Source organism: Curvibacter sp. EU05-FHT14A10 (assembly GCF_058791075.1).
On record NZ_JBYTDE010000008.1, the window covers coordinates 46,413 to 69,928 of the forward strand.

19 protein-coding genes and 1 other RNA gene are annotated in these 23,516 nt (G+C 67.1%); 12 read left to right on the forward strand and 8 right to left on the reverse strand.

The features are described 5' to 3' along the window. Window positions 1-17: 17 nt before the first annotated feature. Window positions 18-1,169, reverse strand: coding sequence for a GlxA family transcriptional regulator (locus AC3WUT_RS16510; protein ID WP_492348167.1), 1,152 nt, complete (start codon window positions 1,167-1,169; stop codon window positions 18-20). Window positions 1,170-1,312: 143 nt separating this feature from the next. Here AC3WUT_RS16510 and AC3WUT_RS16515 point away from each other — a divergent pair, with 143 nt between their 5' ends. Both AC3WUT_RS16515 and AC3WUT_RS16520 read left to right on the forward strand, forming a co-directional pair. Then, entirely contained in the window at window positions 1,313-2,665 is a 1,353-nt protein-coding gene (locus tag AC3WUT_RS16515) for an amidohydrolase (RefSeq protein ID WP_492348168.1), read from the forward strand. A 93-nt stretch (window positions 2,666-2,758) separates the two neighbouring features. Next, window positions 2,759-4,354, forward strand: coding sequence for a methyl-accepting chemotaxis protein (locus AC3WUT_RS16520; protein WP_492348169.1), 1,596 nt, complete (start codon window positions 2,759-2,761; stop codon window positions 4,352-4,354). A gap of 9 nt (window positions 4,355-4,363) precedes the next feature. On the opposite strand, the gene AC3WUT_RS16525 is transcribed toward AC3WUT_RS16520, so the two are convergent. Continuing rightward, window positions 4,364-6,112, reverse strand: a complete 1,749-nt coding sequence (locus AC3WUT_RS16525) for an NAD(P)/FAD-dependent oxidoreductase (protein WP_492348170.1) — start codon at window positions 6,110-6,112, stop codon at window positions 4,364-4,366. Window positions 6,113-6,246: 134 nt separating this feature from the next. Next, window positions 6,247-7,164 (reverse strand): cysteine synthase A, encoded by a 918-nt coding sequence (gene cysK / locus AC3WUT_RS16530; protein WP_492348171.1) that lies wholly within the window; start codon window positions 7,162-7,164, stop codon window positions 6,247-6,249. Window positions 7,165-7,294: 130 nt separating this feature from the next. Between cysK and rnpB the strand changes: the two genes are divergently transcribed. Continuing rightward, an RNA gene (gene rnpB / locus AC3WUT_RS16535) (RNase P RNA component class A) lies at window positions 7,295-7,756 on the forward strand. A gap of 242 nt (window positions 7,757-7,998) precedes the next feature. Next, a complete protein-coding gene (locus AC3WUT_RS16540; RefSeq protein ID WP_492348172.1) occupies window positions 7,999-9,525 on the forward strand; it encodes a catalase in 1,527 nt (508 codons plus the stop codon). A 27-nt stretch (window positions 9,526-9,552) separates the two neighbouring features. Here the strand turns inward: AC3WUT_RS16540 and AC3WUT_RS16545 are convergent, their stop codons facing one another. Together AC3WUT_RS16545 and AC3WUT_RS16550 are read right to left on the reverse strand one after the other, a co-directional pair. Further along, entirely contained in the window at window positions 9,553-10,281 is a 729-nt protein-coding gene (locus AC3WUT_RS16545; RefSeq protein WP_492348173.1) for a S4 domain-containing protein, read from the reverse strand. Window positions 10,282-10,398: 117 nt separating this feature from the next. Then, complete coding sequence (locus tag AC3WUT_RS16550; RefSeq protein ID WP_492348174.1) at window positions 10,399-12,072, reverse strand: MBL fold metallo-hydrolase; 1,674 nt, start codon at window positions 12,070-12,072, stop codon at window positions 10,399-10,401. A 202-nt stretch (window positions 12,073-12,274) separates the two neighbouring features. Between AC3WUT_RS16550 and AC3WUT_RS16555 the strand changes: the two genes are divergently transcribed. The 6 genes from AC3WUT_RS16555 (at window position 12,275) to bufB (ending at window position 18,143) form a co-directional block, all read left to right on the forward strand. After that, a complete protein-coding gene (locus AC3WUT_RS16555) occupies window positions 12,275-13,282 on the forward strand; it encodes a Bug family tripartite tricarboxylate transporter substrate binding protein (RefSeq protein ID WP_492348175.1) in 1,008 nt (335 codons plus the stop codon). 57 nt (window positions 13,283-13,339) lie between these two features. Next, window positions 13,340-14,215, forward strand: coding sequence for a diaminopimelate epimerase (gene dapF, locus AC3WUT_RS16560; RefSeq protein WP_492348176.1), 876 nt, complete (start codon window positions 13,340-13,342; stop codon window positions 14,213-14,215). A gap of 36 nt (window positions 14,216-14,251) precedes the next feature. Beyond that, window positions 14,252-14,950, forward strand: a complete 699-nt coding sequence (locus AC3WUT_RS16565; protein WP_492348177.1) for a DUF484 family protein — start codon at window positions 14,252-14,254, stop codon at window positions 14,948-14,950. Window positions 14,951-15,012: 62 nt separating this feature from the next. Further along, on the forward strand, window positions 15,013-15,951 hold the full coding sequence (locus AC3WUT_RS16570; protein WP_492348178.1) for a tyrosine recombinase XerC: 939 nt from the start codon (window positions 15,013-15,015) through the stop codon (window positions 15,949-15,951). Between the two features lie 159 nt (window positions 15,952-16,110). Beyond that, window positions 16,111-16,398, forward strand: coding sequence for a BufA2 family periplasmic bufferin-type metallophore (bufA2, locus tag AC3WUT_RS16575; RefSeq protein WP_492348179.1), 288 nt, complete (start codon window positions 16,111-16,113; stop codon window positions 16,396-16,398). Between the two features lie 77 nt (window positions 16,399-16,475). Beyond that, window positions 16,476-18,143: an MNIO family bufferin maturase gene (bufB, locus tag AC3WUT_RS16580; RefSeq protein ID WP_492348180.1), complete on the forward strand. Its 1,668-nt coding sequence runs from the start codon at window positions 16,476-16,478 to the stop codon at window positions 18,141-18,143. Window positions 18,144-18,173: 30 nt separating this feature from the next. Here the strand turns inward: bufB and AC3WUT_RS16585 are convergent, their stop codons facing one another. The 3 genes from AC3WUT_RS16585 to AC3WUT_RS16595 are packed head-to-tail and all read right to left on the reverse strand — an operon-like array spanning window position 18,174 to window position 21,318. Next, window positions 18,174-19,319: an ABC transporter permease gene (locus tag AC3WUT_RS16585; RefSeq protein WP_492348181.1), complete on the reverse strand. Its 1,146-nt coding sequence runs from the start codon at window positions 19,317-19,319 to the stop codon at window positions 18,174-18,176. Continuing rightward, window positions 19,316-20,302, reverse strand: coding sequence for an ABC transporter ATP-binding protein (locus AC3WUT_RS16590; RefSeq protein WP_492348182.1), 987 nt, complete (start codon window positions 20,300-20,302; stop codon window positions 19,316-19,318). The genes AC3WUT_RS16585 and AC3WUT_RS16590 overlap by 4 nt, the downstream gene beginning before the upstream one ends. Further along, complete coding sequence (locus AC3WUT_RS16595; RefSeq protein WP_492348183.1) at window positions 20,299-21,318, reverse strand: HlyD family secretion protein; 1,020 nt, start codon at window positions 21,316-21,318, stop codon at window positions 20,299-20,301. Before AC3WUT_RS16595 ends, AC3WUT_RS16590 begins: the two co-directional genes overlap by 4 nt. 187 nt (window positions 21,319-21,505) lie before the next feature. Between AC3WUT_RS16595 and lepB the strand changes: the two genes are divergently transcribed. Both lepB and AC3WUT_RS16605 read left to right on the forward strand, forming a co-directional pair. Further along, window positions 21,506-22,171, forward strand: coding sequence for a signal peptidase I (gene lepB, locus AC3WUT_RS16600; protein WP_492348184.1), 666 nt, complete (start codon window positions 21,506-21,508; stop codon window positions 22,169-22,171). Between the two features lie 58 nt (window positions 22,172-22,229). Further along, window positions 22,230-23,432, forward strand: a complete 1,203-nt coding sequence (locus AC3WUT_RS16605; RefSeq protein WP_492348185.1) for a class I SAM-dependent rRNA methyltransferase — start codon at window positions 22,230-22,232, stop codon at window positions 23,430-23,432. Window positions 23,433-23,516 lie beyond the last annotated feature (84 nt).

A 23,516-nucleotide genomic window follows, 5' to 3' on the forward strand; every position in this document is an offset into this window, starting at 1 on the left:
GATCATCTGCCGGCTCATCACAGGGCCTGGGCGCTGGCCTTGTCCCATTGCGCCGGGTCCAGCCGCCAACGGGCTCTCGGGGCCCGCAGTGCATGGGCTTCGCGGTAGGCCGAAGGCGTGCACCCGCTGTGGCGGGCAAACACCCGTCGGAAGGCATGGGGGTCGCTGTAGCCGCAGGCCAACGCGATGGTGGGCACGCTCTCCAGGGTGATCTCCAGCATCACGCGGGCCCGGGCGCAGCGCATCCGGTGCAGTTGGTCCAGCGGGCTGCGGCCCAGTTCCTGGCGGAAATGCCGCAGCAGGGTGCGTGGGCTCACCGCCGCTGCGGCGGCCACGGTGGCCAAGTCGTAGGGCGCCTCCAGGTGCTGTTCCAGCCACGCAATGGCCCGCGCCAGCGTGCTGTCGCGGGTCTTGCGAATCTGGGCGCTGGCCTGGGCCGCGGCCCGGCTGCGCTCGGGGTCGAACTCGAAGGCCTGGCGGCACAGCTGGGCCAGACCGGGCCCGGTGCTGTGTTCCAGCAGGGCGCAGACCAGCCCACCCAACTGCTCAGCCCCGGCCGCGCTGAACCAGGGCGCCTCGACCACGCAGGCCTGATCGGCGACCAGCCGCACCTCCGGATGGTCGTCCCGAAACGCTGATGCGTAGAACCAGGGCAACACGAGCGCGCGGCCCCCAGCCCGCCCGGTGGCGGCGGCCAGCCAGGCACTGTTGCCTTGACAGGCCAGCAGGCCACCGGCGTCCAAGGCCTGGCGCAGTGCCGTCACCAGAACGCCTTGGTCCTGCACCAGAGCGCGCACGCTGGGGATGTCGGCCGCGAGCATGGGGGGCAGGAACACGGCGTGTTGAACCACGCCTTGTCCGGTGGGTGGGGCGCTGCCCAGGTAGTCTTCAAAGCGAGAGGCCAGGGTGACGGGCACCGGGTGTGTTGTGGCCTGCGAGGCCGCTGGCGGCCAGGCGCCGCCTTCGGCCGTGAGCAGGCGCCAACTGATGGGGGGCGCCAGCACCCCCAGGCGAAGCTGGGCCAGCATGCGCGCCGTGCGCAGCAGATCGATCAACGTCAGGGCGCTGCCCAGCGTGACCTGGGGCAGCAGCGGGATGTCCACATGCAGGCCTTGGCGAGGCGACAGGGCGGTGGTCGGTGCAGGCGGGCGGGTGAGGGTGGGCGGCATGGTTTGGCGAAGGGCCGGTGGGCGCTGCGTTAGCAGCTTGGCCGGTGGCTATTTTGGCTGTAGCAATGGCGATTCCAGCGCCCTCTGTGTGACACAAGCCGCCCTAGCATGGATGTTTTCCAACAGTCCAAGGCGAAACCCCCATGAAACTGCGTTCACCGTCCTCGTCCCATCGTGCCGCTCTGGCGGCTGTCTCCAGTGCCCTGCTGGTCCTGGCCTCGGCCGCGCAGGCCCAGGGGGTGGATGCCCCCACGCTGCAGGCGCTCGATGCACAGATCGCCAAGGTGTCGCCTCAACTGGTGAGCTGGCGGCGCGACATCCATGCCCACCCTGAGCTGTCGGGACAGGAGCAGCGCACCGCAGCCCTGGTGGCAGAGCACCTGCGCGGTCTGGGGTTGAGCGTGCAGACGGGCGTCGGTGGTACGGGTGTGGTGGCCACCCTGCAGGGCGCCCACCCGGGCAAGCTGGTGGCCTTGCGTGCCGACATGGACGCGCTGCCCGTGCCCGAAGGCACGGGCCTGCCATTCGCCTCCAAGGTCAAGGCCCAGTACCTGGGCAAGGAGGTGCCGGTGATGCACGCCTGCGGGCACGATGGGCACACCGCCATCCTGATGGGCGTGGCCCAGGCCCTGGCGGGCATGAAAGACCAGATCCACGGCTCGGTGCGCTTCATCTTCCAGCCCGCCGAAGAAGGCGCTCCGAGCGAGCCGGATGCCAAGGGCGTGTCACCCAGTTTTGGCGCCAAGGCCATGATCGAACAGGGTGTGCTCAAGGATGTGCAGGCGATCTATGGGCTGCACCTCACCGCCAATATTCCTTTCGGTGTGGCCGGCTACCGCAGTGGCCCATTGATGGCCAGTGCCGACGACATCTACATCAATGTGCTGGGCCGGGGGGCGCATGGCTCGGCACCCTGGGCCGGGGTCGACCCCATCGTCGCCGCCAGCCAGGTGGTGCTGGGGCTGCAGACCGTGGTGAGTCGCCAACTCAACATCACTGAAGAACCGGCTGTGCTCACGATCGGCGCCATCCATGGCGGCACCCGCTTCAACATCATCCCCGACAAGGTTGAGATGCAGGGCACCCTGCGCACCTTTGACGAGGCCATGCGCAGCGATGCTCAAAAGCGCATCCGCACCACGGCCCAGTTGATCGCCGAGAGCAGCGGAGCCAAGGCCGAGGTGCGCTTTGGCCCGGTGGCCTACCCGGTCACGGTGAACTCGCCTGCGCTCACCCAGGCATCGGTACCCGCCCTGAAGCAGGCCATGAATGGTCAGGCGGTCGTGGTGCCCAAGATCAGCGGCTCGGAAGACTTCTCTGAATTCCAGAAAGTGGTGCCCGGCTTCTTCTTTTTCCTGGGCGCCACCCCCAAGGGCCAGCAGGCCGCCACGGCGCCGTCCAACCATTCGCCGCGCTTCGACTTCAACGAAGAGGCGCTGCCCATGGGCGTGCGCTCACTGAGCGTCCTGGCACTGGATTTCCTCAACCGGAGTTGAGGCGGGCTGTTGCTGCGCGGAAATTCCGCTTGGCAGCGTCATACCGCTGAACTATTCTGGTGCTCCGTTGGTGATTTACCCTGGAGCATCGGTATGGCATTGCTGGCTTCGTCCCGGATTCGCCTGGCCCCCCGCCTGGCCCTGGCTTTTGGTGTGGTGTGCCTGGTGATGTCGCTGGCGGCGGCCATCGGGGTGTGGCGCCTGGTCCAGCTGCAAGGCATTGCCGATGACCTGGGTGGGGACTCTTCCGAGCGCGCCTTGCTGGCGCGCGAGTTGCACGCCATCGTGGTCATCAGCTCCAGCCGGGCCGAGACCCTGTTGTTGATTGACAACCCCGCCTTTGCCGCCCGCATCGATGCCGACCGCAAGGCCACCTCGGCGCGCTCAGCCGAGGTGCGCAAGCGCCTTGATGCGCTGGCCACCGATGCCGCCTCGCGCGATCTGTTCACCGCCATCGACCAGGCCGGCAACGCTTTTCGCGAGGCCCGCGACAAACTCGTCAAGCAGAAGGCCGCGGGGGAGGCTGTTTCAGAGGATTCGATTCGCGGGTTGCTGCGCCCGGCGGCCGATCGCTACGCCGCCGCTGTCGATCAATTGGCCGAACACCAGCGCCAGCGCGTGGCCGAGGCCCGGGCCGCAGCGCTCAGCAGCCAGCGCCAGGGCATCAGCTTGCTGGTGACGGGCTCGGTGGGGGGCTTGCTGCTGAGCGTGGTCAGTGCCCTGTGGCTGGCCCGCTCGATCCTGCGCCCGGTGGACCAGGCCTCGGGCCTGGCGGCGCACATCGCCCAGGGCGACCTGACCCAGCCCGTGCCGGCCGAGCAGGCCGGCCAGCGCGACGAGGTGCTGGCCCTGTTGGCCCGCCTGGGCCACATGCAGGCGCGTCTGGTCGAGCTGGTGGCCGGCATGCGCAGCGCCAGTGCCCAGGTGGCCAATGCCAGCCAGGAGATTGCGGCGGGCAACAACGATTTCTCGGCCCGCACCGAGCAGACTGCCTCCAACCTTGAAGAGGTGGCGGCCAGCATGGAGGAGTTGCTCAGCACCGTGCAGCACAGTGCCGCCTCGGCCCAGCAGGCCGAAGGCCTGGCGGCGTCTGCCAGCCAGGTGGCTGTTCAGGGCCGGGAGGTGGTGCAGCGCGTGGTGGCCACCATGGATGCGATATCGGGCTCGTCGCGCCGCATCGCCGACATCACCAGCGTGATCGATGGCATTGCCTTTCAGACCAATATCCTGGCTCTCAACGCGGCCGTCGAGGCGGCGCGGGCCGGCGAGCAAGGGCGGGGCTTTGCCGTGGTGGCCGGCGAGGTGCGTGTGCTGGCCCAGCGTGCCGCCACTGCCGCCAAGGAGATCCGCGACCTGATCGCCAGCAGCGTGAATGAGGTGGGCACGGGGGCGCAACTGGTGCAGCAGGCCGGCACGACCATGGGCGACATTGTCGATTCGGTGGCCCGGGTGGGCACCATCGTGGCCGAACTGAGCCACTCGGCCCGTGAGCAAAGCACCGGGCTGGGCCAAGTCAACGAAGCGGTGGTGCGCCTGGATCAGATCACGCAGCAGAATGCCGCCTTGGTCGAGGAGTCGGCTGCGGCCGCGCAGGGTTTGCGCAGCCAGGCCCAGCAACTCGCAGAACTGGTGGAAACCTTCCGCCTGCCGGCCTCGGCCGGGGCGGCGGCTCAGCTTCGGCTGGGCTGAGGTGTCGCTTCAGCGTGGGGGCACGCCCAGCAGGCTTTTGGCCACCGCCTCGCCCACCTTGATGCCGTCCACCCCGGCCGACAGGATGCCACCGGCGTAGCTGGCGCCTTCACCGGCAGGGAACAGGCCGCGCGTGTTCAGGCTCTGGTAATGCTCGTCGCGTGTCATCTTGAGCGGCGACGAGGTGCGCGTCTCGACACCGGTCAGCACCGCGTCGTGCAGGTCAAAGCCCTTGATCTTGCGACCAAAAGCCGGAAAAGCCTCGCGCATGGCCGTGATGGCGTATTCAGGCAGGGCCAGCGACAGGTCGCCCATCTTCACGCCGGGCTTGTACGAGGGCTCCACCGAACCCAGTGCCGTGGACGGGCGCCCCGCCACCAGGTCGCCCACCAGCTGTCCGGGGGCTTCGTAATTGCTGCCGCCCAGCTCATAGGCGCGCGATTCCAGTTGCCGCTGCAACACCACGCCGGCCAGAGGGTGCACGCTGCCGTCGGCAGGCGCCTGCCAGCGTTGTTGATCGCCCAGCGCCCATTCAAAGGCCGCGGCATCGCTGGGGTAATCGACCGGGTCGATCCCGACCACGATGCCGGCGTTGGCGTTGCGCTCATTGCGCGAGTACTGGCTCATGCCGTTGGTGACCACGCGCCCCGGCTCGGAGGTCGCCGCCACCACGGTGCCGCCCGGGCACATGCAGAAGCTGTAAACCGCCCGCCCATTGCTGGCGTGGTGCACCAGTTTGTAGTCGGCCGCGCCCAGCAGCGGGTGGCCGGCGTGGCGACCCCAACGGGCCCGGTCGATCAGACTTTGCGGGTGCTCGACCCGGAAGCCGATCGAGAAGGGCTTGGCCTCCATGTAGACGCCACGCTGGTGCAACATGGCAAAGGTGTCGCGCGAGCTGTGACCCAGGGCCAGCACCGCGTGCCGGGTGGGCAGCTCGTAGGTCTGGCCGCTGGCCACGTCCAGCACCTTGAGGGCCTGCAGGCGGCGGCCCTGAGGCCCTTCGTCCACCGTCACATCGACCACACGTTGTTCAAATCGGATCTCGCCACCCAGGGCAACGATCTGCTCGCGCAAGGTCTCGACCACCTTCACCAGCTTGAAGGTGCCGATGTGGGGGCGCGCCACGTACAGGATCTCTTCGGGCGCGCCGGCCTGCACGAATTCTTCCATCACCTTGCGGCCCAGGTGGCGCGGGTCCTTGATCTGGCTGTACAGCTTGCCATCCGAGAACGTGCCGGCACCGCCTTCGCCGAACTGCACGTTCGACTCGGGGTTGAGCACCTTCTTGCGCCACAGGCCCCAGGTGTCCTTGGTGCGTTCACGCACCGTCTTGCCGCGCTCCAGCACGATGGGCTTGAAACCCATCTGGGCCAGCACCAGGGCCGCAAAAATGCCGCACGGCCCAAAGCCCACCACCACCGGGCGCTCGTTGGCCTGGCTGGGGAAACCTTCAGGCGCGTGGCCTGGCGGGTGCCAGACCATGTCGGGCGTGGGCAGGATGTGTGGGTGCTGGGCATGGCGGGCCAGCAGGGCGGCCTCGGCGCCGGGGTCCTGCAGGTTCAGGTCGACGATGTACACCGTCAGCAGTTCGGGCTTGCGCGCGTCGAAGCTGCGCTTGTGCACGTGCAGCGTGGCAATGTCGCTGGGGGCAATGCCCAGGATCTGGGCCGCCTGGTCGCGCAGCGCCTGCTCGGGCTGGGTGCTGCTGTCCTCGGGCAGGGTGGACAGGGGCAGCTTGAGTTCGGAAATTCGGATCATGGTCGGGCCGGCTTGTGTTGATCAAGCAAAAGGCAATGCGGGGCCCGGATTTTAAGGGGCCGTCCCGCCGGCCGCCAAAAAGCGCCGGGCCTCAAGGCCACGGCGCTCCTGGTTCAGGATTCGATCCTGGGGACTCACGAGGGCAGGAAACCGTCCACCGACAGATAGCGTTCACCCGTGTCGTAGTTGAAGCCCAGCACCTTGGCGCCAGCCGGCAGTTCGGGCAGTTTCTGGGCGATGGCGGCCAGCGTGGCGCCCGAGGAGATCCCCACCAGAATGCCTTCTTCACGCGCCGAGCGACGAGCGTATTCGCGGGCCGCCTCGGCTTCGACCAGGATCACACCGTCCAGCAAGCTGGTGTCGAGGTTCTTGGGAATGAAGCCTGCGCCAATGCCCTGGATCGGGTGCGGGGCCGGTGCGCCCCCCGAGATCACGGGTGAGGCTGTGGGTTCGACCGCATACACCTTGAGCTGGGGAAACTTCGCCTTCAGCACCTGCGCCGTGCCCGTGATATGGCCGCCGGTGCCCACGCCGGTGATCAGCACGTCCAGGCCGTCCGGGAAATCGGCCAGGATCTCCTGCGCAGTGGTGCGCACGTGCACCGCGATGTTGGCCGCGTTCTCGAACTGCTGCGGAATCCAGGCCCCCGGGGTCTGGGCGGCCAGTTCTTCGGCCCGGGCAATGGCGCCCTTCATGCCTTTTTCGCGCGGGGTCAGGTCGAAGCTGGCACCGTAGGCCAGCATCAGGCGGCGGCGCTCGATCGACATGCTGTCGGGCATCACCAGGATCAGCTTGTAGCCCTTGACGGCGGCCACCATGGCCAGGCCCACGCCGGTGTTGCCCGAGGTGGGTTCGATGATGGTGCCCCCGGGCTGCAGGCGGCCCGAATTCTCGGCGTCTTCGACCATCGCCAGCGCAATGCGGTCCTTGATCGAGCCCCCAGGATTGCCGCGTTCGGACTTGATCCACACCTGAGCCGAAGGGCCGAACAGGCGGTTGATGCGCACATGGGGTGTGTTGCCAATGGTCTGGAGGATGTTGTCGGCTTTCATGCGGTCTCCACGGTGGTTGGGATGAGTTGGCGGATAGGGGCCGAAGCCGGCCCGTCACCTGCGCATTCTGCCGTGCTTGATGTCGACTTGTCGGTCTAAGCTCATGTCTTGCCGTCATAATGGCGCCCGTGAAGTCAGCCAGACCGCCGCTGGTGCTAGCCGAAAGGGCGGCGACGCAAGTCGCCGTGTGGAAACACCGCACTGGAGGAACGTCCGGACTGCACAGGACAGCGTAGGAGCTAACGGCTCTCCACCGCGAGGTGAGGATCAGAGCAACAGAGACGAGTTTGGTCGATCCGGCCCAATCAGGGTGTTCTGTGGGGTAGCGGCGCAAGCCGCGTAGGGGTGGGCGAAAGCCAGCCCCATCACGCGCAAGCGTGATCCCCACAGCCACCTTGGTCGGTGCCCGACCAAGGTGAAACGGGCAATCTCTACGCGCAGCAATACCAAGTAGGCCAACGTTGATGTGGTTCCGCAGAGTTGGCGGGTAGGTAGCATCGAGCCGGGTGGGTGACCCCCGGCCAAGAGTAATGGCGGTCACACCGTGCGCAAGCACGGTGCACAGAATCCGGCTTATCGGCTGACTTCACACTTTATTTCATTCATTTCCACCTTGCGAGATGATTCCGAATGCCACCGGCGAGACCTTGGTTTCGCCGGTTTTCTTCTTTTTGGATTCTGCTTTTGCCATCTTTGTGCGCTGTCCGTGGCGAAGGTCTGTGGCCGGATGCCTGGATTGATTTTGATTATCTCGGTGATGCCTGTCTCATGATTCGGTGCTGAATATTCAGCTTCTAAAATCATTTTCCCTTCATTTGATTGGATTTTGATTTCATGAGATTTTTTGTGCTTCGATCTGTAAGTGCTGTAATTGTTTCTGCTTTGGTGGCGGGCTCGGTTTCGGCGGATGTTTTGACGCGTGATAATGGCGCGCCAGTGGGGGATAATCAAAACTCCCAAACGGCTGGCGCTGCAGGGCCTACTTTGCTGCAAGACGTCCACCTGATTCAGAAGCTGCAGCGTTTTGACCGTGAGCGGGTGCCAGAGCGCGTGGTGCATGCGCGCGGTGCTGGTGCCTACGGGGTGTTCAAGGCCACGGCAGATGCCTCTGAACTGACCCGCGCCAAGGTGTTCATGCCCGGCCAGGAAACGCCGGTGTTCGTGCGCTTCTCGACGGTGGTGCATGGTCAGCATTCGCCCGAAACCCTGCGTGATCCACGCGGATTTGCCACCAAGTTCTATACCCCTGAAGGTAACTGGGATCTGGTGGGCAATAACCTGCCGGTGTTCTTCATTCGCGATGCCATCAAATTCCCGGACATGGTGCATTCACTGAAGCCGGCCCCCGACACCAATCTGCAGGATCCGAATCGGTTCTTTGATTTCTTCTCGCATGTGCCCGAGGCTACCCACATGCTGACGCGGCTATATTCTGATTATGGAACCCCCAAGGGCTACCATTTGATGGATGGCAACAGCGTGCATGCCTACAAAATGGTCAATGCACAGGGCCAATATGTGTATGTCAAGTTCCATTGGGCATCGGTGCAGGGGCAGCACAACCTGACTGCCGGCGAGGCCAGTGCCCTGCAGGCCCAGGATTTCAACCACGCCACGCGGGCCCTGATGCAGGTGATCGAAAGCGGCCGATACCCGCAGTGGGATCTGTACGTGCAGGTGCTGCGCCCTGAGCAACTCAACAGCTTTGAGTTCAATCCGCTGGATCCGACCAAGATCTGGACCAGTGTGCCGGAGCGCAAGCTGGGCACCATGACGCTGAACCGCAATCCGGCCAACGTGTTCCAGGAGACCGAGCAGGCCGCGTTCGCGCCGTCCAATCTGGTGCCGGGCATTGAGGCTTCGGAAGACCGTTTGCTGCAGGGCCGCGTGTTCTCGTACGCCGACACCCAGATGCACCGCGTGGGCGTGAATGCGCTGCAACTGCCGGTGAACCGCCCGCGCGCCGAGGTGGTCTCGAACAACCAGGACGGTGCCATGAACGGTGGCCAGCGCAGTGGCTCGGTCAACTACGAACCCAGCCGTCAGGTGGCGGTGAAGGAAGACCCGCAATTCAAGTCCAGCGCCTTGCCCCTGGCCGGCAGCACGCAGCAGGCGGCCATCGGCAAGACCCTGAACTTCCGCCAGGCCGGCGAGTTTTACCGCAGCCTGAGCCCGGCCGAGCGCAAGAACCTGGTGTCCAACCTGGCTGGCGATCTGGGGCAGGTGAAGAGTGCAGAAACCCGCGACACGGTGCTGGCTTTCTTCTACAAGGCCGATGCCGACTACGGCCGGGCCATTGCCCAGGCTTTGTCGGTCGATCCGGCCATGATCCAGCGCCGGGCGGCCCGCCTCAGCGAGTAAAGCGACTGGCGCGAACGAGGGGCCGGCTCAGAACTTCTCGTGCGGGCCCATGAAGCGCCACTGGCCGGGCTCCAGCCCGGCCAGACCCACCCGGCCCAGTCGGGTACGGCGCAGCGCCAGCGGCCGCAGGCCGGCCCTGGCACACAAATCCAGCACCCCTTGGGCACTGCTGGCCTTCAGGGCAAAACGCAGCCGGGTGCCTTGCGGCCCGCGCGCGTTCAGGCTCAGCTTGCCCACCACAGGCACCTGGGGCCAGAGCCGGGCCTGTTGCAGGCGGGCGGCCAACTGGTCGATGGCCTCGTTGGTCAACTGGCCCGGCAATTCCAGCATGAATTCCTGCTCGATCTCGGCTTCGTCTTCCAGCAGGCGTCGCCGCATGCGGCCATCCTGCGTGAACACCACCAGGCCGGTGGCCAGCCCCCCCAGGCCGGCAATGGCCTGCTGCTGGGTGAAATGCCGCTTCAGCACCCGCACCGGAAACCGGCTGATCGGGGCGCTTGCCTGCAAGGCCAGCGCATCGCAAGGGGTCTCCGGGTCGGGCCGGTACCACAGCAGGGTGGCGGGCGGCACGGTCTCGGGACGGGCCTGCGGGTCGACCAGCACCTCGTCGGCACCGGGCGTGACCCGGTGCTGGGGCTCTTCCACGATCTGCCCGTTGACCTTCACCCAACCTCCCTCGATCAGCAATTCGGCTTCGCGGCGTGAGCAGGCGGCCTGGTCGGCCACGTGTTTGGAGAGTCGGATGGGGTCAGTCATGGGGGTGGGGCTGGGCTGGGGCGGGGCGCCGAGTTTACGCGCCCATGCTGACTTGATTGTTGGAAGAAAGTCGCGACTTTCTTCCAATGGGCTGCAAAAAAGTCGCAATTCCGGGCCTCAGCCCAATGTTGCATCCAGGCTGCGCAGGCGCTCCACATGGGCCAGCAGTGAGCGTTTGGCCACCGGCCACAGGCGGGTAGGCACGTCGGCGTAGGCCAGTTCCACCCATTGTTCAGGGGTGCCCTCGGGGCGTTCGCGCATGGCGGCCAGCACCTTGGCCTCGCGTTGCAGGCGGTGCGCCTTGAGCTGGGCGATGGCGGCCCGCGCCTGGCCCAGCACATAGCCATGGGCCGGCAGGATGAAGTCCACGCCCGCGCGTTCGCAGGCTTGGTCCAGCAGATCCAGCGAGTTGATGTAGTCGGCCATGTTGCCGTCAGGAGGATCGACCACCGTGGTGCTGCCATTGAGGATGTGGTCGCCCGAGAACAGCAGGCCGTCCTCCAGCAACAGCAGGCACAGGTGATTGGCCGCGTGCCCGGGGGTGTGCAGCACCTCCAGGGTGTGGCGGGGCGCGGCCTCGCCAGGGGCTTGCAGCAGCAGGCGTTCGCCATGGGCCAGGGCTCGTTCGGGGCTGAATTCGCTGGCCGCGCGGGCGGTGGGGGCCGAGGCCAGGCCGAGGATATCGGGCACCGGGCGCCCATGGCGCCGGCACAGGGCCTGCAGCGGGGCGGCGCCGGGTGAGTGGTCGGGGTGTGAATGGGTGCAAACGATGTGGCGGATGTCACCGCCGGCAGCGCGCCACAGCTTTTCCAGGTGCTCGGTATCGGCCGGGCCAGGGTCGATGGCGATGTAACCGGTGTCGGGGTCGCCCACCAGGTAACTGTTGGTGCCCGGGCCGGTCATCACGCCCGGGTTGGGGGCGGTCAGGCGTTGCACGTTCTTCAGCAGGGCCACCGGGCGATCGGTCTGCCAGGCCAGTTCGTGCACGATCTGGCCGTCGGGGCAGACCAGGGCCAGTTCGCCGTAGGGCTGTTCGTGCTCCATGTAGCGGGCTTCGTGCCCATTGAGCAGGCCAGCGCGTGGGCAACTGGTCCACAGCGGCTGCTCGCTGGCGCAATCCGCCAGCACGGCGTCGACCGTGGTGTAGGCCTGCAGCCGCTCCAGGGTGCGGATGGTCGGGAAGATGATGAAGAACTGGCCGGCCGCATGGCGGGCCAACGCCTCGGCCGGGCTGACCCACACCGGTTCGAACTGTTCGGCCTCGTCGGCCACGGGCGTCTGGTCGGCCGGCATGCGGGCCACCAGAAAGGGCACGTCAAAGCGCCTGGGCAGGTCGCGGTCGGTGATCCAGTGCGCCAGCACAAACACCTGGTCGGCCGCCATCCGCAGGCCCAGGGCCTGACATTGGGCGGCAAAGGCTTGGCTGCGGTCCAGTTGGGCGATGGTGCTGGCATCGGCAAGCCGGCCGTCGGCCTGCCAGGCCAGCAACACGCCCAACTCCTCGAAGCTCTCGCGGATGGCCGCGATGGCCCGCGTCAGGTTCAGGTCGCTCTGGCCCGGGCGGCGGCGCGCCTGGGCGTGAGAGGCCGCGTCCAGCGCATCGATGCCCCCCCCTGGGAACACATAGGCGCCCGGGGCAAAGCTGGCGCTCATCGAACGCCGGGTCATCAGCACCTCGATGCCGGGCTGCCCATGGGGGCTGGTGGCATCGCGCAGCAGCAGCACGGTGGCGGCGGGGCGCAGGGGGGCGGGTTCGCGTGAAGGGTGCAAAAGCTGGCTTGAACGGGTCATGCGGGCCATTATCGGCAGCGGTGTCGGGGGCGTTGACACCTTCAGGACTGGGGTTTCCCCCAGGACCATCAGGTCGGCACGGTGTTTGCTCGCGACACGGCAGGGCATAAGCAAAGATGTTCCAGGCATGTGCATCTGGTCACAATGCTGCGATTCCTTTCGATTCCGTTTCACCCCTTGTCGATTTTTCGGGAGAGCCTTGATGACAAAACCCCTTCGCCGCGCGCTGTGGCGCCATGGCTTCAACTGGCTGGCTGCCGGCCTGATCGGCGTGGCCGGGCCGGTGCTGGCCCAGGGCGACTGGCCGCAGCACGCGTTGACCGTGGTCATGACCTTTCCGGCTGGTTCGGGCGTCGACGTGGTGGCGCGCCACATCCAGGAGCCCCTGGGCAAGCAACTGGGCCAGCCGGTGGTGATCGACTACAAGCCCGGTGCGGCAGGCAACATTGCCAGCGAGTTCGTGGCGCGGGCCAAGCCGGATGGCTACACCCTGGTGTTCGGCACCGCGGCCACCCATGGCAGCAATGCCGCGCTGTACAAGAAGCTGTCCTTCGACGTCGAGAGCGACTTCGTGCCGGTGGCCCCGGTGCTCGATGTGTCCAACGTGCTCACCATCAACCCCGACGTGATCAACGTGAAGACGCTCAAGGAGTTCGTCGACCTGGTCAAGGCCAACCCCGGCAAGTACAACTTTGCCTCGACCGGCAATGGCACCGGCACCCACATGGCCTTTGCCGAGTTCAATGCCCGGGTCGGGCTGGACATGATCCACGTGCCCTACAAGGGCGGCCCCGAGGCCATGACGGCCGTGCTGCGGGGCGAGACCTGCTGCATCATGAACCAGGTGCAGACGGTGTTGAACCAGTACAAGGCTGGCAAGGTGCGCCTGCTGGGGGTGACCACGGCCAAGCGCGTGGGTGCGGTGTCCGAGGTGCCCACCATTGCCGAAAGCGGGCTGCCGGGCACCAAGGGCTTTGACAGCTCGATCTGGTTTGGCCTTTTTGCCCCCAAGGGGACCGATGCCCGCATCGTGCAGCGCCTCAACAGTGCGGTGCAGGCGGTGTTGGAGAACCCAGAGGTCAAGGCCAAGCTCGAAAGCGCGGGCAACAGCGTGCGCCTGGAGAACCCAGAACAGTTCAAGGCCACCGTCAAGGCCAATCGGCACAAGTGGGCCGAGGTGGTGAAAGCCGCCAACATCACCCTGGAGTGAGCCCAGGCCCGGCGCCCCGGCTTTCGCCGCGGCGCCGGAAGCCCCGATAATCGGGGCATGCAGATCCGCTTCACCAAGATGCAGGGCGCCGGCAATGATTTCGTCGTGCTCGACGAGACCGCCGCCCGCCTGCCCCTGAGCCCGGCGCACTACCGCTACCTGGCCGACCGCCACTTCGGCGTGGGCGCCGACCAGATCCTGACTGTGCGCCCCGGCCCCGCACCCGGCATCGATTTCGAATACATCATCCACAACGCCGACGGCGGCGAGGTGGAGCAGTGCGGCAACGGCTCGCGCTGCTTTGCCCGCTACGTGCGCGACAAGGGCCTGACCACCAAGGATGCGATCCGCGTGCACACCCGCGCCGGCATCATCGAGCCGGTGCTCAATCCCGATGGCCGTGTCACCGTCGACATGGGGGCGCCGGTGTTCGAGCTGGCCGACATCCCCTTTGATGCCACCGATCTGCAGGCCCGGCCGCACGGTTCTTGGCAGCTGTGGCCGTTGGCCCTGGCCGGCCAACCCGCGCTCGATGCGGTGGCGGCGGCCGTGGTCTCCATGGGCAACCCCCACGCCGTGACCCTGGTGGACGACGTGGACACCGCCCCGGTGGCCAGCGTGGGGCCCCTGGTGGAAAGCCATCCGCGCTTTCCGCGCCGGGTCAACGTGGGCTTTCTGCAGGTGGTGTCGCGCAGCCAGGTGCGCCTGCGCGTGTTCGAGCGCGGCACGGGCGAAACCCTGGCCTGCGGCACCGGGGCCTGCGCAGCGGTGGTGGCAGGCATTCGCCTGGGCCTGCTTGACGCCCGTGTCGACGTGCAGACCCGCGGCGGGCAACTCACCATCGAATGGGCCGGCCTGGGCCAGCCCGTGCGCATGACCGGCCCTGCCGTGACCGTGTTCGAGGGCCAGATCGATGTGCCCGACAACCTCTGATTTCCTTCTGACCGTCTTCTTGAGCCCGCCCTCCCCATGACCGCAATCCAAACCCCTGGCATGAACCCGATCACCGAAGACGACATTGCCAACTACCTGGCCAATTCGCCTGATTTCTTCGAGCGCCACGCCGAGGTGCTGGCCAGCGTGCAGATGACCAGCCCGCATGGCAACCGCGCCGTGAGCCTGCAGGAGCGCCAGGCTGAGATGCTGCGCGACAAGATCAAGACGCTCGAAGGCCGCATCATGGACATGATCCGGCACAGCAACGAGAACGCCATCATTGCCGACAAGCTGCAGCGCTGGGCCCTGGGCCTGTTGCGCACCGAAAGCCCGCTGGAGCTGCCCGAGCGCATCGCGGCCGATGTGCGCGGCCAGTTTCAGGTGCCCCAGGTGGCCATCAAGGTCTGGGGCGTGTCGGCCGCGCACGCAGAGCAGTCCTTTGCCCTGGGCGTGAGCGATGACGCCAAGACCTTTGCCTCGTCACTGACGGCGCCCTTCTGCGGCGCCAACCCAGGCTTTGAAGCGGTGCAGTGGCTGGCCGATCCGGCCGCCGTGGTTTCGCTGGCTCTGCTGCCGCTGCGCGTGGGCGCCATCGGCAGTGCCTCGCCAGCCTTTGGCATGCTGGTGCTGGCCTCGCCCGACCCGCAGCGCTTCCACAGCGGCATGGGCACCGACTTCCTGGAACGCATGGCCGAGCTGGCCAGCGCGGCCCTGACGCGCCTGCGCGACTGAGCGGGCCTGTGGACGTCGGGGATCGCGCTCTCCAGCCCCAGGGCCAGTCACTGAGTCAGCCCTTGATTCAGCGCTACCTGGACCATGCGCGCTACGAAAAGCGCCTGGCGGCGCGCACCCTGACTCTCTACACCGAACACCTGACGCGCCTGCAAAGCCTGGCCGACACGGCCGGCCTGGCCCTGCCGGCCGTGCCCCCGGCCCAGGTGCGCCGCTGGGCCGCCCAGTTGCACGGCGCCGGCCTGGGCGGTCGCAGCATTGCGCTGGTGCTGTCCTCGTGGCGAGGCTTTTATGCCTGGCTTGGGCGCGAGGGCCTGATCGCCAGCAACCCCGTGGCCGACGTGCGCGCCCCCAGGTCGCCCCAACCCTTGCCCAAGGCCCTGGGGGTGGACGCGGCGGTGCAACTGGCCGAGCACGACAACCCCGACGACGACCCCTGGCTGGAGGCGCGTGACGCCGCCATGGTCGAGCTGCTGTACGGCTGTGGCCTGCGTGTGAGCGAGCTGGTGGGACTGGACCTGCAGGCCAGCGCCGAGGCGCACCAGCAAGGGCGAGGCTGGGTTGACCTGCACGAGGCCGAGGTGCATGTGATGGGCAAAGGCAGCAAGCGACGCAGCGTGCCGCTGGGCCGGGCGGCCCTGGCGGCCCTGCAACGCTGGCTGACGCTGCGCGGCGGCGAGCTGGCGGGCGCGGCCAGCACCCAGCCGGCCCTGTTCATGGGGCGCCATGGCACCCGGCTGACTCCGCAGTCGGTGTGGCAGCGGCTGCGCCGTCGCAGCCTGCAGGCCGGTCTGCCGGCCGCCGTGCACCCCCACATGCTGCGCCACTCGTTTGCCAGCCATGTGCTGCAGTCCAGCGGCGACCTGCGCGCCGTGCAGGAGCTGCTGGGGCACGCCAACATCAGCACCACCCAGGTCTATACCCGGCTCGATTTTCAGCACCTGGCCAAGGCCTACGACGCGGCCCATCCCAGGGCCCGCAAGAAGCCCGGGCCTTCATGAGCCTGATATTTCAGTTTTTTTGAGTTGCTCTTGTAAGAAGTGAGTGCCGAGACCGACTGACGTGCATCGGAGGCAGCTTCAGCGCTGTTCCGGTAGGACGCAGGCCCCGCCCGTGTCTTTCAGCCATTCATTCACTTTCATTGAATCAGGAGTCACCTCATGAACGCTACCACTCTCAAGTCTGCCGCTTCTTTCGCCCTGGCCGCATCGGCGCTGGCCTTCGCTTCGGCCGCCATGGCTGCCGACACCCCCATGGGTGGCATGGGCAAGTCGGTGGGCGCCAAGGACACCGTGCATTGCTACAACGTCAACGATTGCAAAGGCATGAGCGATTGCAAGACGGCTGAACACGCCTGCAAAGGGCAAAACGAGTGCAAGGGCCATGGCTTCAAGGCCCTCGGCGCCGGTCAGTGCCTGAGCAAGGGCGGCACCATCAGCGATCTTTGATGGCCTGATCTGCCGATCTTTCAGGGGCACGGCAGCGTGCCCTTTGTTCACTGTTTTCACGGTTGCCGCCCGCTGGTATGAGCCCTACCTCCTCTGAGTCGCCCGGTTTCGGCCTGGGCTTGCGCACGCCCCACTACGGTGATTTTCTGGCGGGTCCGCAGCCCCTGGATTGGCTTGAAATCATCACCGACAATTTTCTGGTCGAAGGTGGCAAGCCGCTGGCCATGCTGGATCGCTTCCGCCGTGACTACCCGATGGCCATGCACGGCGTGGCCATGTCCATCGGGTCAGCCCAGGGCCTTGATCTGGCGTACCTGGCCCGCGTCAAGGCCCTGGCCGACCGCGTGCAGCCGATGTGGGTGTCCGATCACCTGTGCTGGACCGGCACACCGGGGCGCTGTCTGCACGACCTGTACCCGCTGCCCTACACCGAAGAGGCGGCGCGACGGGTGATCGCCCACATCCGCCAGGCGCAGGACGTGCTGCAGCGTCGTCTGGTGCTGGAAAACGTGTCGAGCTACTTGCGCTTTCGCGATTCGGCGAGTGCCGAATGGGAGTTTTTGACGCACGTGGTCGAAGCGGCCGACTGCGATCTGCTGCTGGACGTGAACAACCTCTACGTCAGCAGCGTGAACCATGGCTTTGACCCGCAAGACTATCTGCACGCCTTGCCGGCGGCCCGGGTGCGGCAAATCCACCTGGCTGGTCATTCGCGCGATGGCACCCACATCATCGACACCCATGACCACCCCGTGGCACCCGAGGTCTGGGCGCTTTACGCGAGTGCCTGCCAGCGCTTCGGTGCCGTGGCCACCATGATCGAACGCGATGACCACATTCCCCCCTTGTCGGTGCTGCTGGCCGAGTTGGGGCAGGCCCGCGACATCGCCCGCGGGCCACTGGCGGGGGCCGCCCCTGCTGGCCCGTCAGCCGCCTTGCGTTGGCCGGCTGTTGCCGCCACCCCGCTGATTGAACTGCAACACAGCCTCAGCGCCTGCCTGCTCGACCAGGTGCCTGCCGAACAGGCGCTGGCCTTGCTCGACACGGCCCCGTTGGCCGGCACACAGGGCTTGAGTGGCGAGCGCGGCCTGGCCATCTACCGCAACGCCTACCGCGCCCGCCTGGCCGAGGTGCTGGCCGATGCCCACCCGCGCTTGCTGCGCTACATGGGGGGCGACACCTTCGAGGCCGAGGCTCGTTTGTTTGCGGTCACCCACCCGCCTGCGGGCGAAGGGCTGGGCCGATATGGTGCTGGCCTGGCTGATTTTCTGCGGGCCCGCTACCCGCGCAACCTTGAGCTGTATGAGCTGGCGCGGCTGGACTGGGATCTGCGCGCTTGCTTTGACGGGCCCGACAGGCCGGCTTTGAGCGCCGAGGCTGTCCAGGCGGATACCGAGGGGCGCTGGTTGCAGCGCAGCCCGGCTTGCCACCCGGGCCTGGTCTTGCGCGAAGTGAGCACCAATGTGGTGGCCTTGTGGCAGGCATTGGAGGCTGACGACGCGGTGCCTGCGCCCGAGTCCCTGCCGCAGAGTCGCTGCCTGGGCGTGTGGCGCCAGGGCCATCAGCCCCACTTCCGCACGCTTGACGTGGGCGAGGCGATCTTCTTGCGGGCCTTGCAGGAGCCCGGCGGCCACTTGGCTTTGGTGATCGAGCGCTTCAATGGCGGGCCTGTGCTGCCTGAACCGGCCGTGCTGGCCGGCTGGTTGCAACGCTGGTGGGCTGAAGGGTGGCTGGACGGACATTGAGCTTGGCTGAAACCGCCGCGGCCCGGCGCATCAGTCCAGGGTCTGGCGGTATCGCCACAACGCCAGCGCGCCTGCCACACCGAGAAACGCCAGCAGCGGCCACACATCGGGCCAGAGCTGGGCCAGCCCGTTGCCCTTGAGCAGGATGCCGCGCACGATGCGCAGAAAGTGCGTCAGCGGCAGCACCTCGCCGACGCGCTGGGCCCACACTGGCATGCCGCGGAACGGGAACATGAAGCCCGACAGCAGCATCGAGGGCAGAAAGAAAAAGAAGGTGGCCTGCAGGGCCTGCAACTGGTTGCGCGCCAAGGTCGAAAAGGTGAAGCCCACCGCCAGGTTGGCCAGCATGAACAGGCCGATCATGCCCATCAGCAAGCCCAGACTGCCCACCATGGGCACTTCGAACAAGGCCCAGGCGGCTGCCAGGATCACGCCCAGCTGTACGTAGCCCAGCACCACGTAGGGCAGGATCTTGCCCACCATCACCTCCAGGGGGCGCACCGGGGTGGCCAGCAGGTTTTCCATCGTGCCACGCTCGCGCTCGCGGGTCATGGCCAAGCCGGTCAGCATCACCATGGTCATGGTCAGGATGGTGCCGATCAGGCCCGGCACGATGTTGTAGCGCGACAGGCCCTCGGGGTTGTAGCGCCGGTGGATGCGCAGCTCGAAGGGGGCCAGCCCCGGGCGCAGGGCCTGCAGCGGCCCGACCAGGTCATGCTGCAGGGCCGTGGGGGTCAACTGGCCCAGTGCCGCCATCGCGTTGCTGGCCGCACTGGGGTCGGTGGCGTCCACGCTGACCAGCAGCGCCGGGTGTTCGCCGCGCACCAGCCGGCGCGAGAAATCAGGCGGGATCACGATCAGGAACTGCACCTCACCATCTTCGATCAGGCGATCGCCCTCGGCCTCGCTGGCCGGCTGGCGGGTGATGTGGAAGTAGCCGGTGTTCTGCATCGCGGCCACCAGGCTGCGGGCGATGGGGCTGGCATCGGTGCTCACCAGGGCGGTGGGCAGGCCCTTGGGGTCGGTGTTGATGGCGTAGCCGAACAGCACCAGTTGCAGGATGGGTACGCCCACGGCCATGGCAAAGGTGGGCCGGTCGCGCAGCATTTGCTGGCATTCCTTGATGAAGATGGCCAGCATGCGGGCCAGGCTGAAGCGGTGGAGGCTCAGGCTCATGCGGACTCCCGTGGGGTGCCTGGGCCGAAGTTGTCGGCTGCCTGTCCGATCAGGCTGATGAACACATCCTCCAAGTCCGGTGCGGCAGGCTCCCAATGCAGGTCGGCACGTTGCCGCCAGGGCTCGATGGCGGCTTGAAGGCGGGCCGGGTCGCGGCCGGCCACGTGCACCGACTGGCCAAAGGCCGCGACACTGAGCACGCCGGGGGCGACCTTCAAGGGGGCCACCAAGGCGGTCAGGTCGGTGCCCGCGCCCAGGCCCTGGACCGACCAGACGCACAGGCCGGACTCGGCCACGATCCGCTCGGCCGTACCGCGTGCCAGCACTTCACCGTAGGCGATGTAAACCAGTTCGTGGCAGCGTTCGGCTTCGTCCATGTAGTGGGTGGACACCAGCACGGTGATGCCCTCGGCGGCCAGGCGGTGGATCTCGTCCCAGAACTCGCGTCGCGCCTTGGGGTCGACGCCGGCCGTGGGTTCGTCCAGCAACAGCAGGCGGGGTTCGTGCAGCAGGCAGGCTGCCAGCGCCAGGCGCTGTTTCCAGCCCCCGGAAAGGGCGCCTGCCAATTGGGTCTGCCGGCTGGCCAGGCCCAGGCGTTCCAGGGCCTGATCGACTCTGTAGCGACGCCGGTCCAGTTCGAACAGGCGGGCCACGAAATCCAGGTTCTCGCGGATCGACAGATCCTCGTACAGCCCGAACTTCTGCGTCATGTAGCCGACCTGCCGCTTGATGGCCGCGGCCTGGCGCCGGATGTCCAGGCCCAGGCACTGGCCTTCGCCGGCGTCGGGTGTCAGCAGACCGCACAGCATGCGGATGGTGGTGGTCTTGCCGCTGCCGTTCGGCCCCAGAAAGCCGCAGATGCGACCGGGTGCCACCTGAAGATCGACCTGGCGCACCACCTCGCGACCGTTGTAGCGCTTGGTCAGACCACGCACATCGATGGCCCAGCCTGGTGGGCTCGGCCCGTCCTGAGCCGGGTTCATGGCCTGGCCCCGGCGCGCACGTCCAAGCGAACATCCAGGGGCTGGCCCGGTGGCAGGCGCAGCGCATCGGCGGGTGAGGGCAGGGCCTCGACCAGGAACACCAGGCGGGCGCGCTGGCTGTTGGAGTAGATCACCGGTGGGGTGTATTCGGCCTGGGGCGAGAGGGCGCTGATGCGGGCGGGTATGGGGGGGCCGCAACCATCGCAGCTCAGGCTCACCACCTGCCCCGGGCTGAGCGCGCCGCGCTGGTCTTCGGGCACGTAGAAGCGGGCCTTGCGCCGTTCGGGCGGCAGCAGGGCCACCACGGGTTGGCCCGCGTTCACGTACTCGCCCACCCGGAAAAAGGTGTCGGCCACCAGGCCGGCGGCCGGGGCGTACTGGCGTGTCTGCTGCTCGCGCCACAGGGCCTGCTCCCGGGCCTGTGCCGCGGCGCGGCTGCTGGCCTGGGCCGCCGCCTGCGCGTCGCTGCGCGCGGGCAACCGGGCCACCCGCAGGGCGGCCTGCAACTCATCCACCCGGTCCTGGGCCTGCCGGGCGGCCGTGGCCGCGTCGTCCAGGCGAGAGCGAGAGACAAAGGATTGGTCCACCAACTGCTGGTTGCGTCGCCATTCGGTCTGGGCCCGGTCGGCCTGGGCGCGGGCCTGCGACAGTTGGGCCTCGGTGACGGCGATTTCGTCGAGTCGCCGGCCCTTGGCACTGTCGTCGGCCTGGTGGCGTGCCGTGTCCAGCCGGGCATCGGCTTCGGCTCGTGCGGCCTGGGCGGGCTGGTCGTCCAGGCTGAACAACAGGGCCTGAGCCGACACCGTCTGGCCTTTTTGCACCGGGAGCGTGCGCAGGGTGCCCGCCACGGGGGCCGAGAGGTACACATAGTCGCCCTCGACATAGCCCGACCAGGCCGGTTCGGTCGCGGGCTGACAGGCGCTGAGGAGCAGCAGCAAGCTCAGTGGAAGAGCCAGTGCCGGTGGCGAGGGGCGGCGCCAGGCGGTCAGTTGGAGGGGGCGGGCGAGGGAGGGCATGGGGCATTCTGGTCGCCTGCCCCCTGTGTTGACTTGATTCATGTCAAGGGCTGCTGGGGCGCTGGCTTAGCCCAAACTTAAGCGCGCCGCGGCAGGCATGCGGGCCGGCCGCGCGGGCCCCATACTGCGGCTGGGCAGGCGAGCGGTCTCTTCGTGGGGACGGTCTGCTGTGAAAGGCAAAAACGCCATGTGGTACTGGCTCCGTTCCAACCGTTCCTTTCTGTTGCTGCTGATCGGCTTTGGCCTGTTCCGCACGGCCGTGGCCGACTGGAACCCCATCCCTTCGGGTTCCATGCGCCCCAGCCTGCTGGAGGGCGATGTGGTGTTGGTCAACCGGCTGGCCTATGACCTCAAGCTGCCCCTGACCGATGTCGTGCTGGCCCACCTGGGCGAGCCGCGGCGCGGCGACGTGGTCACCTTTTCGTCGCCGCAGGACGGCACCCGACTGATCAAGCGCCTGGTGGCCCTGCCCGGCGACGTGGTCGAGATGCGTGATGAAGTGCTGTGGATCAACGGCGAACAGGCCCGCTACGAGCAGGCCGAGGTTTTGAAGGAGCCCTTGCAAGACGGAATGCAGCGGCCAGCCACCCGGCTGACCGAGTCCATCCAGGGACACCAGCGCCGCGTGCAATGGCTGCAGGGGGTGTCGGCCCGCTCCAGCTTCGGCCCGGTCACCGTGCCCCAGGGGCAGTACCTGATGCTGGGTGACAACCGCGACAACAGTGCCGATTCGCGCTACATCGGCTTCGTGCCGAGGGCCTTGCTGATCGGCCAGGCCCGGGGCGTGCTGGTGTCGGCCGACATCCTGGGGCATTGGATGCCGCGCTTCGAGCGCTTTGGGCAACGCCTTTGAGGTGGGTGAAAGGTCGTCTTTTTAGGTTGGGCGGTAAAAGGAAGGACAATTCCGCCCCATGAAAACGATTCGACTGCGCGAAGGCAAGGAGCGCTCGCTGCTGCGCCGCCACCCCTGGATTTTTGACTCGGCCATTGCCAAGGGCGGTGGCGATGCCGGAGAGACCGTGCGCGTCGAGGCCGCCGACGGGCGCTTTCTGGCCTGGGCCGCCTTCAGCCCGGCCTCGAAGATCAAGGCGCGGGTCTGGAGTTTTGACGAGGCCCAGCGCATCGATGCGGCCTTCATGGGCGCTGCGGTGAAGCGCTCCATCGCGGCGCGCGCCTGGTTCGATGTGCAGAGCAACGGCATCCGCCTGGTGCATGGCGAATCGGATGGCTTGCCGGGCCTGGTGGTGGACCGCTACGACGACACCCTGGTGGCCCAGTTCGGCACCGCTGGCATGGAGCGCTGGAAAGACGTGCTGGCCGACGCCCTGTTGCACGAAACCGGCCTGAGCAAGTTGTACGAGCGATCTGACGCGAGCTCGCGTGCGCTGGAGGGCCTGCCCGAGGTCACGGGCTGGCTGCGCGGCGGCACCTTGCCCAATGGCCAGCCAGCCCCCACCGGCATCACGCTGCGTGAGCACGACTGGCAATTGACGCTGGATGTGGCCGAGGGCCACAAGACCGGCTTCTACCTGGACCAGCGCGACAGCCGCCAACGCTTTGCCGAAGTCACCCGCCAGCGTCAGTTCGGCAGCGTGCTGAACTGCTACTGCTACACCGGTGGCTTCTCCGTGGCTGCGTTGGCCGGCGGCGCGGCCCATGTCACCTCGATCGATTCTTCGGCGCCGGCCCTGGAGCGGGCCCGGGTCCACGTGGCCTTGAACGGCTTTGCGGCCGAGCGTGCCGAATTTCTCGATGCCGATGTCAATGCTTCGCTGCGCCGTTTCGGGGCCGAGGGGCGCACCTTTGACGCGATCATCCTGGATCCGCCCAAGTTTGCTCCGACCGCGGCCCATGCCGACCGGGCTGCCCGCGCCTACAAGGACATCAACCGGCTGGCGTTCAAGCTGCTGGCGCCCGGGGGCGTGCTGTTCACCTACTCGTGCTCGGGTGGCATCAGTGCCGATCTGTTCCACAAGATCGTGGCCTCGGCCGGCAGCGATGCCGGGGTGGACGGCTACATCACCGAACGCCTGGGCGGTGCCCCGGACCACCCGATGACGATTGCCTTCCCCGAGGGCGAGTACCTCAAGGGCCTGGTGGTGGTGCGGCGCTGAGCCAAGCCCTTGCCCGGCAGGGCTTGAAAACCGGGGCTAAACTCCTCAGATCAGGGGTTTGGCCCGGGTGTTGCATGCGCCCGC